The organism is Streptomyces sp. NPDC050548 (assembly GCF_044457385.1).
Taxonomy (GTDB): domain Bacteria; phylum Actinomycetota; class Actinomycetes; order Streptomycetales; family Streptomycetaceae; genus Streptomyces.
On record NZ_JBITGV010000021.1, the window covers coordinates 99,229 to 112,171 of the forward strand.

General features: G+C 69.3%; 10 protein-coding genes. 2 read left to right on the forward strand and 8 right to left on the reverse strand.

Features of this window, described 5'->3' with window-relative positions; translation table 11 throughout:
• Nucleotides 1–11: 11 nt before the first annotated feature.
• The 5 genes from ACIBJH_RS40490 to ACIBJH_RS40510 are packed head-to-tail and all read right to left on the reverse strand — an operon-like array spanning nt 12 to nt 6,951.
• Nucleotides 12–1,775: an RICIN domain-containing protein gene (locus tag ACIBJH_RS40490; RefSeq protein WP_399121943.1), complete on the reverse strand. Its 1,764-nt coding sequence runs from the start codon at nt 1,773–1,775 to the stop codon at nt 12–14.
• A 46-nt stretch (nt 1,776–1,821) separates the two neighbouring features.
• Complete coding sequence (locus ACIBJH_RS40495) at nt 1,822–2,643, reverse strand: carbohydrate ABC transporter permease (RefSeq protein WP_399121944.1); 822 nt, start codon at nt 2,641–2,643, stop codon at nt 1,822–1,824.
• The gene (locus ACIBJH_RS40500) at nt 2,640–3,632 is read right to left on the reverse strand and encodes a carbohydrate ABC transporter permease (protein ID WP_399121945.1); all 993 of its coding nucleotides are present in this window, start codon (nt 3,630–3,632) and stop codon (nt 2,640–2,642) included. Before ACIBJH_RS40500 ends, ACIBJH_RS40495 begins: the two co-directional genes overlap by 4 nt.
• 57 nt (nt 3,633–3,689) lie before the next feature.
• Nucleotides 3,690–4,943, reverse strand: coding sequence for an extracellular solute-binding protein (locus tag ACIBJH_RS40505; RefSeq protein WP_399121946.1), 1,254 nt, complete (start codon nt 4,941–4,943; stop codon nt 3,690–3,692).
• Nucleotides 4,944–4,989: 46 nt separating this feature from the next.
• Nucleotides 4,990–6,951, reverse strand: coding sequence for a glycoside hydrolase family 127 protein (locus ACIBJH_RS40510; protein WP_399121947.1), 1,962 nt, complete (start codon nt 6,949–6,951; stop codon nt 4,990–4,992).
• A gap of 274 nt (nt 6,952–7,225) precedes the next feature.
• On the opposite strand from ACIBJH_RS40510, the gene ACIBJH_RS40515 reads away from it, so the two are divergent.
• A complete protein-coding gene (locus tag ACIBJH_RS40515; protein WP_399121948.1) occupies nt 7,226–8,245 on the forward strand; it encodes a LacI family DNA-binding transcriptional regulator in 1,020 nt (339 codons plus the stop codon).
• Nucleotides 8,246–8,249: 4 nt separating this feature from the next.
• Here ACIBJH_RS40515 and ACIBJH_RS40520 read toward each other — a convergent pair whose 3' ends face one another.
• From ACIBJH_RS40520 to ACIBJH_RS40530, 3 genes are all read right to left on the reverse strand, one after another.
• Complete coding sequence (locus ACIBJH_RS40520; protein ID WP_399121949.1) at nt 8,250–9,314, reverse strand: sugar phosphate isomerase/epimerase family protein; 1,065 nt, start codon at nt 9,312–9,314, stop codon at nt 8,250–8,252.
• Between the two features lie 34 nt (nt 9,315–9,348).
• Nucleotides 9,349–10,287 carry a Gfo/Idh/MocA family protein gene (locus ACIBJH_RS40525; RefSeq protein WP_399121990.1) on the reverse strand — a complete coding sequence of 313 codons (939 nt, stop codon included), beginning with the start codon at nt 10,285–10,287 and terminating at the stop codon, nt 9,349–9,351.
• A 149-nt stretch (nt 10,288–10,436) separates the two neighbouring features.
• Nucleotides 10,437–12,392, reverse strand: a complete 1,956-nt coding sequence (locus ACIBJH_RS40530) for a beta-propeller fold lactonase family protein (RefSeq protein WP_399121950.1) — start codon at nt 12,390–12,392, stop codon at nt 10,437–10,439.
• A 138-nt stretch (nt 12,393–12,530) separates the two neighbouring features.
• Here ACIBJH_RS40530 and ACIBJH_RS40535 point away from each other — a divergent pair, with 138 nt between their 5' ends.
• Nucleotides 12,531–12,674, forward strand: coding sequence for a hypothetical protein (locus ACIBJH_RS40535; RefSeq protein ID WP_399121951.1), 144 nt, complete (start codon nt 12,531–12,533; stop codon nt 12,672–12,674).
• Nucleotides 12,675–12,943: the final 269 nt, after the last annotated feature.

Genomic DNA, 12,943 nt, shown 5'->3' on the forward strand with positions numbered 1-12,943 from the left:
GCGCGATCGTCTCAGCGCGCGGTGAGTCTCCACAGGTGGTCGGCGGTGCCGTTGTCGGACCACTGGAGGACCTGGGCGCCGGAGGTGGTGCTCATCTGGTCGACGCCGAGCAGGAGCCCGCTGTTGTAGTTGGCGATCTTGGCGTAGCCGTCGCGGGCCGGGATCACCTGCCAGAGGTGGTCGGCGGTGCCGTTGTCGCCCCAGATCAGAGCCGTGCCGCCGTCACTGGTGCCCGCGTCGGTGATGCCGAGCAGCAGGCCGCTCTTCTGGTTGACGATCTTGTAGAGGCCCTGGCCCGCCGCCACGAGGGTCCAGTTCTGATCGGTGCCGGTCGTGGACGTGGCCTGGACGACCGAAGTGCCTTGTGCCGTACCCGCGTTGAGGGTGTCCAGGGCGAGGCCGCTGTTCTTGTTGGTGATCTGGTAGCGCCCGGCCAGGGATGTCGAGGTGCCGCTGGGGGTGATCGTCAGGTGGTAGCCGTCGGTCGCGTTCATGGTGACCGGCACGGTGATCGAGCCGTTCGAGACCGAGTAGTCCGTGTCGGAGACGGTGATCGGGCCCGGGGAGGCGGTGGTGCGGCCCGTGCCCGGGCTGTACTCCAGCTTGACGTGCACGGTGCTGCCGTAGGCCGACAGGGACGAGAGCCCGTTGACCGTGACCGCGCACGAGCCGGTGCAGCCGCCCGCGATCACGCTGATCTGGTTGCGCGCGCCGTTGAGAGAGGCGAGACCGTCGATGCCGGTCTGCGCGGGCGGTGTGGTGGTGAGCATGGTCCCGGACATGTCGCCGTACCACTTGTACGTCCAGTACGACCCGTTGGGCGAGCCGCCGGTGTCGGTCAGGGTGTCGCCGAGGGTGCCGTAGTGGTTCCAGAAGGCCAGTTCGGCGTCGCGGACGCCCGCGCGCTCGAACTTGGCGGCGTAGCCGATGAGCGCGCCCGAGTCGCCCATCTCGGTGGGCGTGCCGTACTCCTCGATGGCGATCGGACGCGGGCTGATGCCGAGGCTGCTCTCCAACGCGCGGTAGGCCGCGACATGGGCGGCGATGCCGGAGCTGCCCTGGAGTTCGTGCCAGGCGATGACGTCGGGGACCGTGCCGGCGGCCTTGGCGTCGGTGAGGAACGTGGTCATCCAGGACTGGTTCCACACCGAGTAACTCGGGCCCTGGATCGGGGTGTTGGCGTCCTTGGCGCGGACCTCCTTGAACGTGCGCGTCCAACCGGCGTCGAAGGCCCCCGCGTTGGTGGTGTCCCAGGTCCAGTCCGGCTCGTTCCAGAGCTCGTACGCGCTGATGTTGGTGGCTCCCGAGGACTTCACCGCGGCGACCTGCTGATCCACCGCCGAGAGCCAGTTGCTCCAACTCACCCACTGGTACGGGAAGTTCGGGTACCAGTCCGGCATCCGTACGACGACCTTGGCACCCGCCGCCGCGGCCTTCGGGGCGACGACCAGGGCGTCGCCGGCCGGTGCGGGCTCTCCGTTGGGGAGTTGGCTGCCACCGGGCGCCATCTGGACGAACGTGTTGGGTTTCAGGGCCTGTACGACGCTGTCGGCGGGGGTGCTCGCGGTGGCGAGGCCGTAGAGGCTGCCGGTGGCGACGTGGCTGACGGAGCGCAAGGTCTGCGCGGCGTCGACGACCAGGGTGGTGGACGAGGTGGGGGTGGCTCGGGCGGGGGCGCCCGTCAGGGCGACGGCGGCGAGGGCGGTCGCCAGCACGGCGACGCCGACGCGGCCGAGGGGCGCTCTGGAACGGTGACGGTGACTCAGGTACGACATGCGGCTCTCCGTAAGTTGTTGGGCGGCCCGCACCGTGGGCCACGGATCAGTCCTTGACGGCACCGGCGGTCACGCCCGCCGCCACATAACGCTGGGCGAGGACCAGGAGCACGGCCGCCGGGATCGACGCGACGACGGCGGTGGCCATGATCGCGTTCCACTCCTGGTTGTTGTTGCCGATGTACTTGTAGATGCCGAGGGTGATCGGCCGCAGATCGCCGCCGCCGTCAAGGGTGTTGGCGAAGACGAAGTCGGACCAGGCCCACAGGAAGCTGAACAGCGAGACCGTGACGATCGCGTTGCGGCTCACCGGGAGCACCACGGACACGAAGGTGCGCCAGGTGCCGGCGCCGTCGATGCGGGCCGCGGAGAGCAGCTCGCCGGGGATGCCCGACATGAACGCGGTGAAGATCATCACGCCGAACGGCACGGCGATCGTGGAGTCCGCGACGATCAGTCCCCACCAGGAGTTGAGCAGACCGAGGTCGAGGAAGATGCCGTAGAAGCCCATCGCCATGACGATGCCCGGGATCATCTGGGCTACCAGCAGGGCGAGTCCGAGGGTGCCACCGCCGAGAGGACGGAGCTTGGCCAGGGCGAATCCGGCCGGGGCGGCGAGGACCAGGGTGAGGGCGACCGTGCCCAGGCCGATGAGCAGGCTGGTGCCCAGAAAGGGCAACTGGTCGTTCAGGACGGCCCGGTAGCCCTCGAAGGTGGGGTGCAGGGGCAGCAGGTCGGGCGGGTCCTTGCGCATGTCCTGCTGCGGGGTGAGGGACACGTTCAGCATCCAGTACACCGGGAACAGCATCACGGCGGTCAGCAGGACCCCGATGACGGTGTAACGGCGTTTTCCCGTACGGGACTTCACGCTTCCTGCCTCCTCTGGACGCGGATGTGGAGCAGGCCGAAGACGAGCGCGATGAGGATGAGGATGTTGCCGACGGCCGCGCCGGGGCCGAACTTCGGCAGCAGCGTGCCGAAGCCGAGTTGGTACGACCAGGTCGCGAGGGTGGAGGAGGCGTCGCCGGGACCGCCCTTGGTCATGATCCAGATCAGGTCGAACACCTTGAGCGTGTAGACGAGCCCGAGGAGCAGGGTGATCGCCGACACCGGGTGCAGCAGCGGGAAAGTGATCCGGCGGAACTGCTGCCAGGCGCCCGCCCCGTCGAGCGAGGCCGCCTCGTACAGCTCGGCGGGGATGTTCTGCAACCCGCTGTAGAGGATGACGAGATTGAACGGAATGCCGATCCAGATGTTCGCGATGACGACCGAAGTCAGCGCCCAGTCCGGCGAGTTGAGCCAGTCCACCGGGGACACGCCCACGAAGTGCAGGGCGTAGTTGATGACACCGGACTCGCTGTTGAACATCCACGACCAGGTCGACGCCGACACGATCAGCGGCAGCAGCCAGGGGATCAGGAACAGGGCGCGCAGGGTGCCGGCGAGCCGGAAATGGCGGTTGAAGAAGACCGCGAGAGCGAGCCCGGCCGCGTACTGGAAGGCGATCGACGCGAAGGTGAAGATCACGGTGTGGCGCATCGCCGGGCCGAACGTGGGGTCGTCCAGGACGGTCCTGAAGTTGGCGAGGCCGGAGAAGGGCGCGTCCCCCTGCACGAACGACCGGACGGTGTAGTAGCGCAGACTCAGGTCGAGATTGCGGTAGAGCGGATAGAGGTAGAAGGCGGCGAGGTACACGACCAGCGGGGTGACGAAGGCCAGCGCGGTGAGCCGGCTCCTACGGCGCTGTCGGCGCCGTAGGCCCGACGCGTCGGTCCGTTGTCCGGTGCCGGTCGCCCCGGACCTGGCCGGGGAGGCCGGGGACCGCTGCGAGCGGCGGTCGACGCGGGCGATGGTCATGCGTACTCCTGGATGCGGGTGGCGGTGCTGTTTCCGGAGGAGTGTGGAGACCGGGTGTCAGCCCTTGCTCGCGGCCGTCTGAGCGGTGTCGAGGGCCGCCTGCGGGCTCTTGCCGCCGGACAGGGCGTTCTGCACGGCGGTCCACATCGGCTGGGAGATCGTCGGGTACTTCGTGCCCAGGTCGTCACTTGTGCGGCCGCGCGCCGCGGCCACCGCAGCGACCCACGGCTTCAACTCCGGGGTCTGCTTGACCTGTTGGGCCTGCACGGCGGCGGTGGGTGCCACGTACGTCAACGTCGTGTCGGTGGTCAGCAGGTTCGCGGAGTTCGTCAGACAGGTGACGATCTTCTTGCTGACGTCGTAGCGGGAGGTGTCCTTCTGTACGGGGACGGTGACGAACTCGCCGCCGGTCGGCACCGGCGCCGAACCGCCGTTCTGCCCGGGGATGTTGATGACGCCGTACGCGAAGCCGGCCTTGTCCGCGTTGCCGAGCTGCCAGGTGCCGTTCTCGCCGAACGCGTAGTCGCCGGTGGCGAACTCCTGCCAGCTGGTGGTCTGGGTGTTCTGCAGGACGTCCTTGGGTGCGTATCCGCCGTCGACCCACTGCTTCCACAGCGACAGCGCGGCGACGCCCTTGTCCGAGTTGAGCTTGGTCAGGTCGCCGCCCGCACCCCAGAACCACGGCAGGAACTGGAAGCTGCCCTCCTCCGTGTTGATCGCGGAGAACGTGATGCCCTTCTTGCCCGCCGACTTGACCTTCTGCAGCGCGGCGGTGAGCGAGGCCCAGTCCTTGACGGACGCGGGGTCGACGTGGGCCGCGGCCAGGATCTTCTTGTTGTAGTAGAGCGCGAGGGTGTTGGCGCCGATCGGCACCCCGTAGGAGGCGTTGTCGATGACGCCCGCGCCGAGGATGTTCTTCTGGATGGCTGACGTGTCGAGGCCCAGGTCACTGGTCTTGTTGAGGATGCCGGCTTCCACGAGGGTGGAGACGACCGGGTTGTCGACCAGCATCACGTCGGGGGCGTTGCCCTGCTGGGCGGCGAGCAGGGCCTTGTTGCCCAGGTCCGTGGTGTCCATGCTGGTGCGCTTGACCTTGACCCCGGCGTCCGTGCCGCACTTGGCGACGAGCTTGCCCCACGCCGAGGAGGCGTCGAACTGCGGGTACGGGTCCCAGAAGTTGTACGTCCCTCCGGTCTTCCCGGAACCGGAACCGGAGGCGGAGGAGTCGGAACCGCCCCCGCAGGCGGCTACAGCGGTGAGCGCGCCGACGGTGGCCATGGCGGCGAGGAGGGTGCGGCGGGTGTTTCTCACGGTGACCTCGTTGTCTTGGTGCGGCTCGTGGAGACGGGGCAGGGGTTCAAGAGGTGGGCAGCCAGACGCGCATGGCGCCGTCCTGGCGGTTGGCCCAGGCGTAGTAGGGGATGGCGGTGAACTCGACGGCATCACCGTCCGGTTCCGGTGCCTTGCCGCCGGCGGAGACGTACGGCCACCAGCCCGGGTCGGCGATACGCCGGCGGTGGCCGGACACGACGATGGCGGTGACCCCGCCGAGCAGATCCGGGCGGTGGTCCAGGGCAAGCGGGCGGCTGGGGTCGAGGACGATGTCGTCCAGGCCGCCGCCGGGGTTGTCCACCTGTTCCAGGCAGTACACGAGCGGGCCGCGTTCGATCGCCACACAGCCGCGCACGGCGTCCACGCGGGGATCGGCCGCGGTCAGGCGGGGGTCGAGCGGCAGCTCCAGGATCACCGAGTCGCCCGGCGCCCAGCTCCGTTCGAGCCGCAGCCAGCCGTCGGAGAGGGGCGCGTCCGTCTGGTCGTACGACAACTCCCCGACCCGCAGCCGGAATTCACGGCACCACTGCGGGACACGCAAGGACAGGGTCCACGGCCGCTCGGGAGTCTCCTCGACCGTGAAGGCGATCGTGCCGTGCCAGGGATAGCCGGTCTCGGCGCGCACGGACATCGCGCCGTAGGAGTACCGGCCGGTCACGAACTGGTGGATCTGCAGGCCCTGTTCGTCGCCGGACGACAGGTAGTGCTCCAGTGAGGCCAGCAGCCGCATGACGTTCGGCGGGCAGCAGGCGCAGCGGAACCAGCGGGTGCGGCGGGCCGACTGGTCGCCGCCCGGGTCGGTGTGGCCGTCGCGGACCTGGAGCGGGTTGACGTACAGCCACCGCTCGCCGTCGAGCGACACCCCGGCGAGGAAGCTGTTGTACAGGGTGCGTTCGATCAGGTCGGAGTAGCGGGCCTCGCCGGTGAGCAGGGCCATCCGCCAGCTCCACTGGACCGACGCGATGGCGGCGCAAGTCTCGCAGTACGCCCGCTCGTTGGGCAGTTCGTACGGGTCGCCGAAGTCCTCCTCGTCGTGGTGCGCGCCGAGCCCGCCGGTGAGGTGGGTCTTGGTGACGGTCATCGCCCGCCACAACCGCTCGCCCGCCGCCCGGAGTTCGGCGTCCCCGGTCTCGGTCGCCAGATCGGCCGCGGCGGCCAGCAGGTACAACTGCCGTACCGCGTGGCCCTCCACGGTGTCCGCCTCGCGCAGTGGCACCCGGTCCTGGCAGTACGCCTCGCCACCCAGCAGACCGTGGCCGAACCGGTCGACGAAGTAGCCGGCCAGATCGAGGTAGCGGCGCTCACCGGTCTCCCGGTACAGCTCCACCAGGGCGGTCTCGACCTCGGGGTGACCGTCGATACCGTCGATCGGCTTTCCACTCCCGGGAAGGCCGAACACGGAGTCGATGTGGTCGGCGAACTTCCGTGCCACGTCGAGGAGTTGGGTCCGACCGGTGGCCCGGTGGTGGGCGACCGCCGCCTGGATGAGATGGCCGGCGCAGTACAGCTCGTGGCCCCAGCGCAGGTCCTTGTACCGCTCGCCGCCCTTGACCAGCTGGAACCACGTGTTCAGGTAGCCGTCGGGCTGCTGCGCGTCGGCCACCAGGTCGACGATCCGCGCCATGTCGGCCTCCAGCGCGGCCGAGGGCCCCTGGGCCAGCTGCCAGGACGCCGCCTCCAGCCATTTGTAGACGTCCGTGTCGACGAACGGGTACGCGCCCCGGAACTCGCCCTCGACCGCGCCCGCCGCCAGCCGCAGGTTGTTCAAGTTCCCTGCGGATTCAAGGAGTTGGGGTCCCTGCGGGAGAGAGATCCGCGCGTTCACCTCGCGGCGGGTGCTCCAGAAGCCGGCGCGCACCTCGACGTCGGCAGGCGCCAATGCGGCCTTGGCCCCTGGCCCGAGACGGACGGGCCCGGTGGTCTTGCCCGCTTGTTCGGACGGGGCCGGTGCCGAGGAGGAAGGCGCAACGGAATGAGGGCGGGGCATGGCTCTCCGGAGAGGTAGGCGGAAGCACGAGTCGGGGACCCGACGTGCGATGCGCGTCAGGGTGTCGCTGCGGGCGGACGGGGCGTTGCTCCGTCTCTGGAACTCGCTCTGAACTCGTCGAGGAAAACGTTTTTCTGCCCGGAAAGGTAGGAACGGGTTCGCATGCTCGTCAAGGCCCTGCGCAAACATTTTCTTCGCCTGGCGTGGGACTGGCCAGCTGCCGCGAACGGTGTCAGGATGCAGCAGACGACGTCATCTAGGAAAAGGGTTGCGTGTGACCGCCGTTCCAAGCCTTCCGCCCACCGGGCGGGCGAAGCTCACCGATGTGGCCAGACTGGCCGGTGTCAGTGTCGGGACGGCCTCGAAGGCGCTCAACGGCAGTGGAAGCATGCGCCCGGAAACCCGGCAGCGGGTCCTGGACGCCGTCGAGGAGCTCGACTTCCGCCCCAATCAGCAGGCACAGAGCCTGCACACCGGCCGCAGCTGGACCGTCGGGCTGATGACGACGGACGGCATCGGCCGCTTCAGCACACCCGTCCTCCTCGGGGCCGAGGACGCGCTCGGCGCCGGAAAGATCTCCGTGCTGCTGTGCGACACGCGCGGCGACGCCATCCGCGAGCAGCACCACCTGAGCAATCTCATGGGCCGCCGGGTGGACGGCATCATCGTGACCGGCCGACGGACCGACCCGCGTCCGCCCCTGAAGGGCGTCGAACCGATCCCGACGGTCTACGCGCTCTCGCCCTCCACCGACCCGGACGACATCTCCGTCGTGTCCGACGACCGCAGCGGAGCCCAGCTGGCCATCGAGCATCTGCTGGCCACCGGCCGCACCCGGATCGCACACATCACCGGCCCGGCCCACCACGCGGCGGCCCGCGACCGCGCCCAGCACACCCTCGAATTCCTCAAGCAGTCCTCCATGGAACTCACCACCGGCCGGGTCCACTTCGGGGAGTGGAGCGAGGCATGGGGCCGCCGCGCCGCCCAAGCGGTGCTGCGCACGGCACCGGACACGGACGCCTTCTTCTGCGGCAACGACCAGATCGCGAGAGGCGTCGCCGACGCCCTGCGCGAGAACGGCCTGGACGTCCCCGGCCAGGTCGCGGTCGTGGGCTACGACAACTGGGATGTGATGGCGCTGGCGTCCCGTCCGCCCCTGACGACGATCGACACGGATCTCTCCGAGGTCGGCAGGCGGGCCGCTCTGCTACTGCTGGACGCCATCGGCTCCAAGCCGGCGCCCGGCCTCCACAGCGTTCCCTGCCGCCTCGTGGTCCGTGAATCCACCTGAGTTTTCAGGTGAGTTGGTGCATGCCCGAGAGCGGTGCGCTCTGGAACGCACCGCTCTCGGGCAGTTGGGCCCAGACGGCCGCCGCGGCGGCGTGCAGGTTCTTCGCGGCCAGGGCGAGCCCCTCGGTCTGGGAGTAGGCGGCGTCCTCGTGCTCGATGTTCACGGCCATGTCCGGATCGACCTCGGCGAGGGCGCGCAGGAACTCGGTCCAGTAGGCGACGTCGTGGCCGATACCGACGGCGACGAACTTCCACGCCGGGTTCTCGGGCCAGGAGTTGCACCAGAAGCCGTAGCCGGTGGGCACCTTGTCGGGTGCGTCGGCGGGCACGCGGGTGAACGAGGTGTCCAGCACCCCGCGGATGTCGGCGCCGGGGCAGAGCGTCGCGTCCTTCGCGGCGGCGTGGAACACCAGCGGCCCCAGCCACTTGATCGAGGCGACGATGTCCATGCCCTGCCACATCAGGTGCGAAGGGTCCATCTCCGCACCGACGTTGGTCGCGCCGGTCGCGTCGACGAGCCGCTTCAGCGTGACGGGGGAGAAGACGAGGTTGTGGGGGTGCATCTCGATGGCGACCCGGACGTCGTTGTCTCGTGCCAGCGCGTCGATCTCCTTCCAGAACTCGACCGCCACACCCCACTGGTAGTCCAGGACGTCCATGTAGACGCCGTCCCACGGATTCACCACCCAGGAGGGGTACTTGGCGTCCGGGTCGGAGCCGGGCGTGCCGGACATCGTGACCACGTGCCGCACTCCGAGCAGCCCCGCCAGGCGGATCGTACGGCGCAGGTCGTCGGCGTGCTTCGGGCCGACCCCGGGGAGCGGAATGAGCGGATTCCCGTTGCAGTTGAGGCCCGTCAGCTCCATCCCGCGGTCCGCGAAGGTCGCCAGGTACTCCTCGCGCGCGGTCGCCGAGGACAGCAGCAGGTCGACCGGGCAGTGCGGGGAGGGGATGAAGCCGCCGGTGTTGACCTCGACGGAGGTCAGCCCGTTCTCCTTGAGGATGTCGAGGGCCTCGGCCAGCGGGCGGTCGTGCAGACAGGCGGTGTAGGCGCCGAGCTTGAGGGACATGCGGGTGCTCCTTGGACGGGTGCGTTGTGGGTGGTCAGACGGCGGGCGGGACCGTGACGGCGGCGCCGTGGGCCTGCGAGGACTCGACGATCGCGCGGATGATCTCCATGGTCCGCAGCCCCTCGGCGAACGTGGCGCAGGCGGGCAGCGGTTCGGCGACGCCCGCGACCTGGTCGAGGAACGCCCGGGCCTGATAGGTGAAGTTGTCGGCGTTGCTGGCCCCGACACCAGGTGCCTCCATCGGCACCCCGCCCGCGAAGTACGGCAGTTGGGGTCCGGCGATGATCTGCCGGGCACCTCGGGTCCGGGCGTCGGGCTGGGCGTCGTCGAACAGGTACTCGGCCGGCCGGTGCTGGTCGAAGGCGGCCCGGCCGCCGACCCCGAGGACGTCGAACGCGAGCCCGTTGGGCAGCCCGAAACCGGTACGGGTGACGGAGAAGGTAGCGATGAGCCCGGACTCGAAACGGGCGGTGAAGGACGCGGTGTCCTCGTTCTCCACCTCGCCGAACTCGTCCGAGACGGGGGCCGCGTTGTGCCCGACGACCGCGCCCAGCGGCAGCGGACGCTTCGGGATCTGGGTGGACAGTGTGGCACCGGAGACCGAGGTGATGGCCCCGGCTACGTACTCGGCGGCGTCGATGACATGCGAGCCGACATCACCGAGCGCGCCGGAACCGGCACCTCCCTTGAAACGCCAACTCAGCGGCCCCTTGGGGTCGGTGGCGTAGTCGCACCAGTAGCGACCGCTGAAGAGAGTGAGGTCACCCAACTCGCCGCGCTGTACGTGATCGCGGATCGCGGCGATGCCGGGGGAGCGGCGGAAGGTGTATCCGACGGCGGTGACGACATCGGAGGACCGTTCCAACTCGGCCATCGCGCGGGCGTCTTCGAGTGAACCGGCCAGTGGCTTCTCGCACAGAACGTGCTTCCCGGCGGCGACCAGTGCCTCGGCGATCGGCCGGTGAGCGTACAGACCCGGTCAGAACACAGTTGGGCCCCTGGTCCGGGGTGACTCGGTGAGGGTTGCGGTCGGGCTGTGCGGCGTGAGGGGTGCCGGGCGGTGACTGAAACGGAAACGGACATAAGTCTCCGCGTCACCGCCCGTCCCGGGGGCTGCGTTGGTCAGTTGGTGAAGTAGAAGTACTGCCAGGCGCCGTAGGTCGTGGTGTTCACGTTGTCGCCGGAGGCGGGATCGAGGTACGACGTGCGGACCCGGGCGCGGACGCCCGCGGTTCCCGGGTGGCCGAGGTTGACGATGCTCTTGCCGTTCGTGCCGAGGGCGAAGTACTCCGAGTCGGTCGTGTACCACCTGCCGTTGGAGTAGACCTGGAGGTCCAGGCGTTCCTTGCGGCTCTTGTAGTACGTCATCGTGGTGGTCAGGACCGCGTCGGTGTTCTTGTGGTAGTAGCGGTAACGGGTCGAGCCGATCGTGGCGGTGCGGAAGTACTTGGACAGCGAGCTGGCGGTCTTGACGTGCGCGTACGCGGTGGATTTGACGGTCCGCGGGCTGTAGCGGGGATCGCCCTTGAAGACGGCGCTCACCGCGGTGTCGCGGGACATGGTGACGGTCGCCGTCAGGTTGCCGTGCGCGTCCACCTTGCCGCTCTTGATCAGCTTGTTCGGCTTGTCCGGGCCGTAGGGGTCGGCCCAGATCTCCACCGTGCGGTTGGTGTAGGTGGTGCCGAGGTGGGCGGTGAAGACGACGTTCTTGCCGTAGTCGTACGTCTTCTTGTTGTTGGTGAGCGTCAGGGCCGGTGCGGTGCGGGAGACGGTGACGGTGTCCGAGGCGGACGCCCGGGTGTGCGCGGCATCCCCGGGATACGTCACCGTGTAGCGGACCGCGCCGCCGGCCGGAGGCACGTCGGTGAACGAGAACGCGCCGCCGGCGCCCAGCACTGTGGTGCCCAGGGACTTGCCCGACGGGGAGAGCAGGTCGGTGCGCACGACGTTCACCGGTGTCCCGGCAGGCGGTACGAGACCGGCGGTGAGGGTGCCCTTGACGGTGAGGGTCTTGGCACGCGGGGCGGTGGCCGGCGCGTTGACAGCGAGTTTGGTGACGTACTTGCGGGGCTCGTCCACCGTCTGGAACTGCATGGAGCCGGATGATCCGGTCAGCACAAACAACTTGGAGCCGTCCGCGGACCAGGATGTGGAATGGCCGCCCCAGGGCATCCACTCGTCCGACAGGTTGCGGACGCTGGCCGGGGCGTCGGCGCCGCCGGGGAAGACGTAGGTGTCGCCGGTGTTCTCGGTGTCCAGCGCGGTTGCCGCGATGGTGCCGTCCGGGGCGACCGTGACGGTCTCCGGCTCGTCCTTGACCGGGTACTCGTGCACCTTCGCGAGGTCGGAGAGCCGGTATTCGGTCACCGCCCGGTACCCCTGCCCGACCACCACGATCGACTGCGCGCCCGGAGCGAGCGCGGCGTCCCTGTAGAAGCCGCCCTCGTCCTTCGTGACGCGGATGACCGGGGTGCCGGAGGAGACGTCGTAGACGACGATCGGCCCGGTGCTGATGCCGCCGTCCAGGGCGACCAGGGTGTCCGGGTCGGACGGGTCGGCGTACAGCAGCGGCGTGCTGGCGAAGTCGTGGCCGCCGGCGAGGTCGAGTTTCACGGTTGCCGGACTCGCGGTCAGGTCGACCTCGCCGAGCCCGGAATCCCACTGGTCGCCGTAGCCGAACCAGATCCGGCCCTGCGTGAGCGCGATGTGGCGCGGCGCCGTTCCGGCGCCGGTCGGGTACTCGGCGCTCTGCGTGAGCGTCGTCGTGTCGAAGGCGACGATCTTGTCGGCGCCGGTGACCGCCGCGTAGAGCGTGCCGCCGTCGGGGCTCAGCAGGAGGTCCGAAACCCCGGACAGGCCGGTGAGGGTCTGGATCACCTTGCCGGTGTAGTCGACGACCGTGATCACGCTGTCGCCGCTGATGAAGAGGCGCTGGTGCGCGCCGTCGACGACCGTGTCGCGGACGTCGCCGACGCTGATCGGCACGCTGGTGTCGGCAGCCGCGGGTCCGGCGCTGAGCAGCACGGAACTGAAGAGGGCTGCCGTCGCGACGGCAGCCGGAAGTGTGCGGATACGCACGGGAATTGACCCCCCATGGGTGCGGCCAGTGCACGGCCGACCGGCCCTGTGACCGGTGGGTGAAGCGTAGGGCAAAGCCCTGACACGCCTTGCGGCGCCTGTCGGCCCCCGCTCTCCTCCGAGCTCGGCCCCTGCACAGTGGACGGTCGCCTCACCGACCCGGTCCGCTTCGCCTACGAACTGACCCGCAGACCCGTACCTGCGGTCGACGCGTCAGAGACGGAGCAGGCGACCGCGAAGACGGCCACGCTGGAGGTGCGCACCCCGTGGGCGAGGCCCTGACCTGGCTCCAGCCGCTGACCGAAGACCCGCGTGTCCTAGCGCTCGCCGCCCGAGTCGTCGACGTCACCTTCAACCTGCACGAGGCCCCCTACCGCGCCGACGGTGACCGGCGCAGTGACCTTGCCCGGGTCGCACACAACGCGTTCGTCGCCGCCACCGGCCCACTGGCGGAACAGCGCGACAGCGTCAGCCAGAGGCCCCGGGCCGCGCAGAGCACGGTTATGGTCTCCCGGGGTCGTCCACCTCCAGCGACACATCGGGTTGGAGGC

Bases quoted from the DNA above. Each gene is read 5' to 3' on its own strand.
- ACIBJH_RS40490 (WP_399121943.1), bottom strand. From the start codon at position 1,775: ATGTCGTACCTGAGTCACCGTCACCGTTCCAGAGCGCCCCTCGGCCGC.
- ACIBJH_RS40500 (WP_399121945.1), bottom strand. From the start codon at position 3,632: ATGACCATCGCCCGCGTCGACCGCCGCTCGCAGCGGTCCCCGGCCTCC.
- ACIBJH_RS40510 (WP_399121947.1), bottom strand. From the start codon at position 6,951: ATGCCCCGCCCTCATTCCGTTGCGCCTTCCTCCTCGGCACCGGCCCCG.
- ACIBJH_RS40520 (WP_399121949.1), bottom strand. From the start codon at position 9,314: ATGTCCCTCAAGCTCGGCGCCTACACCGCCTGTCTGCACGACCGCCCG.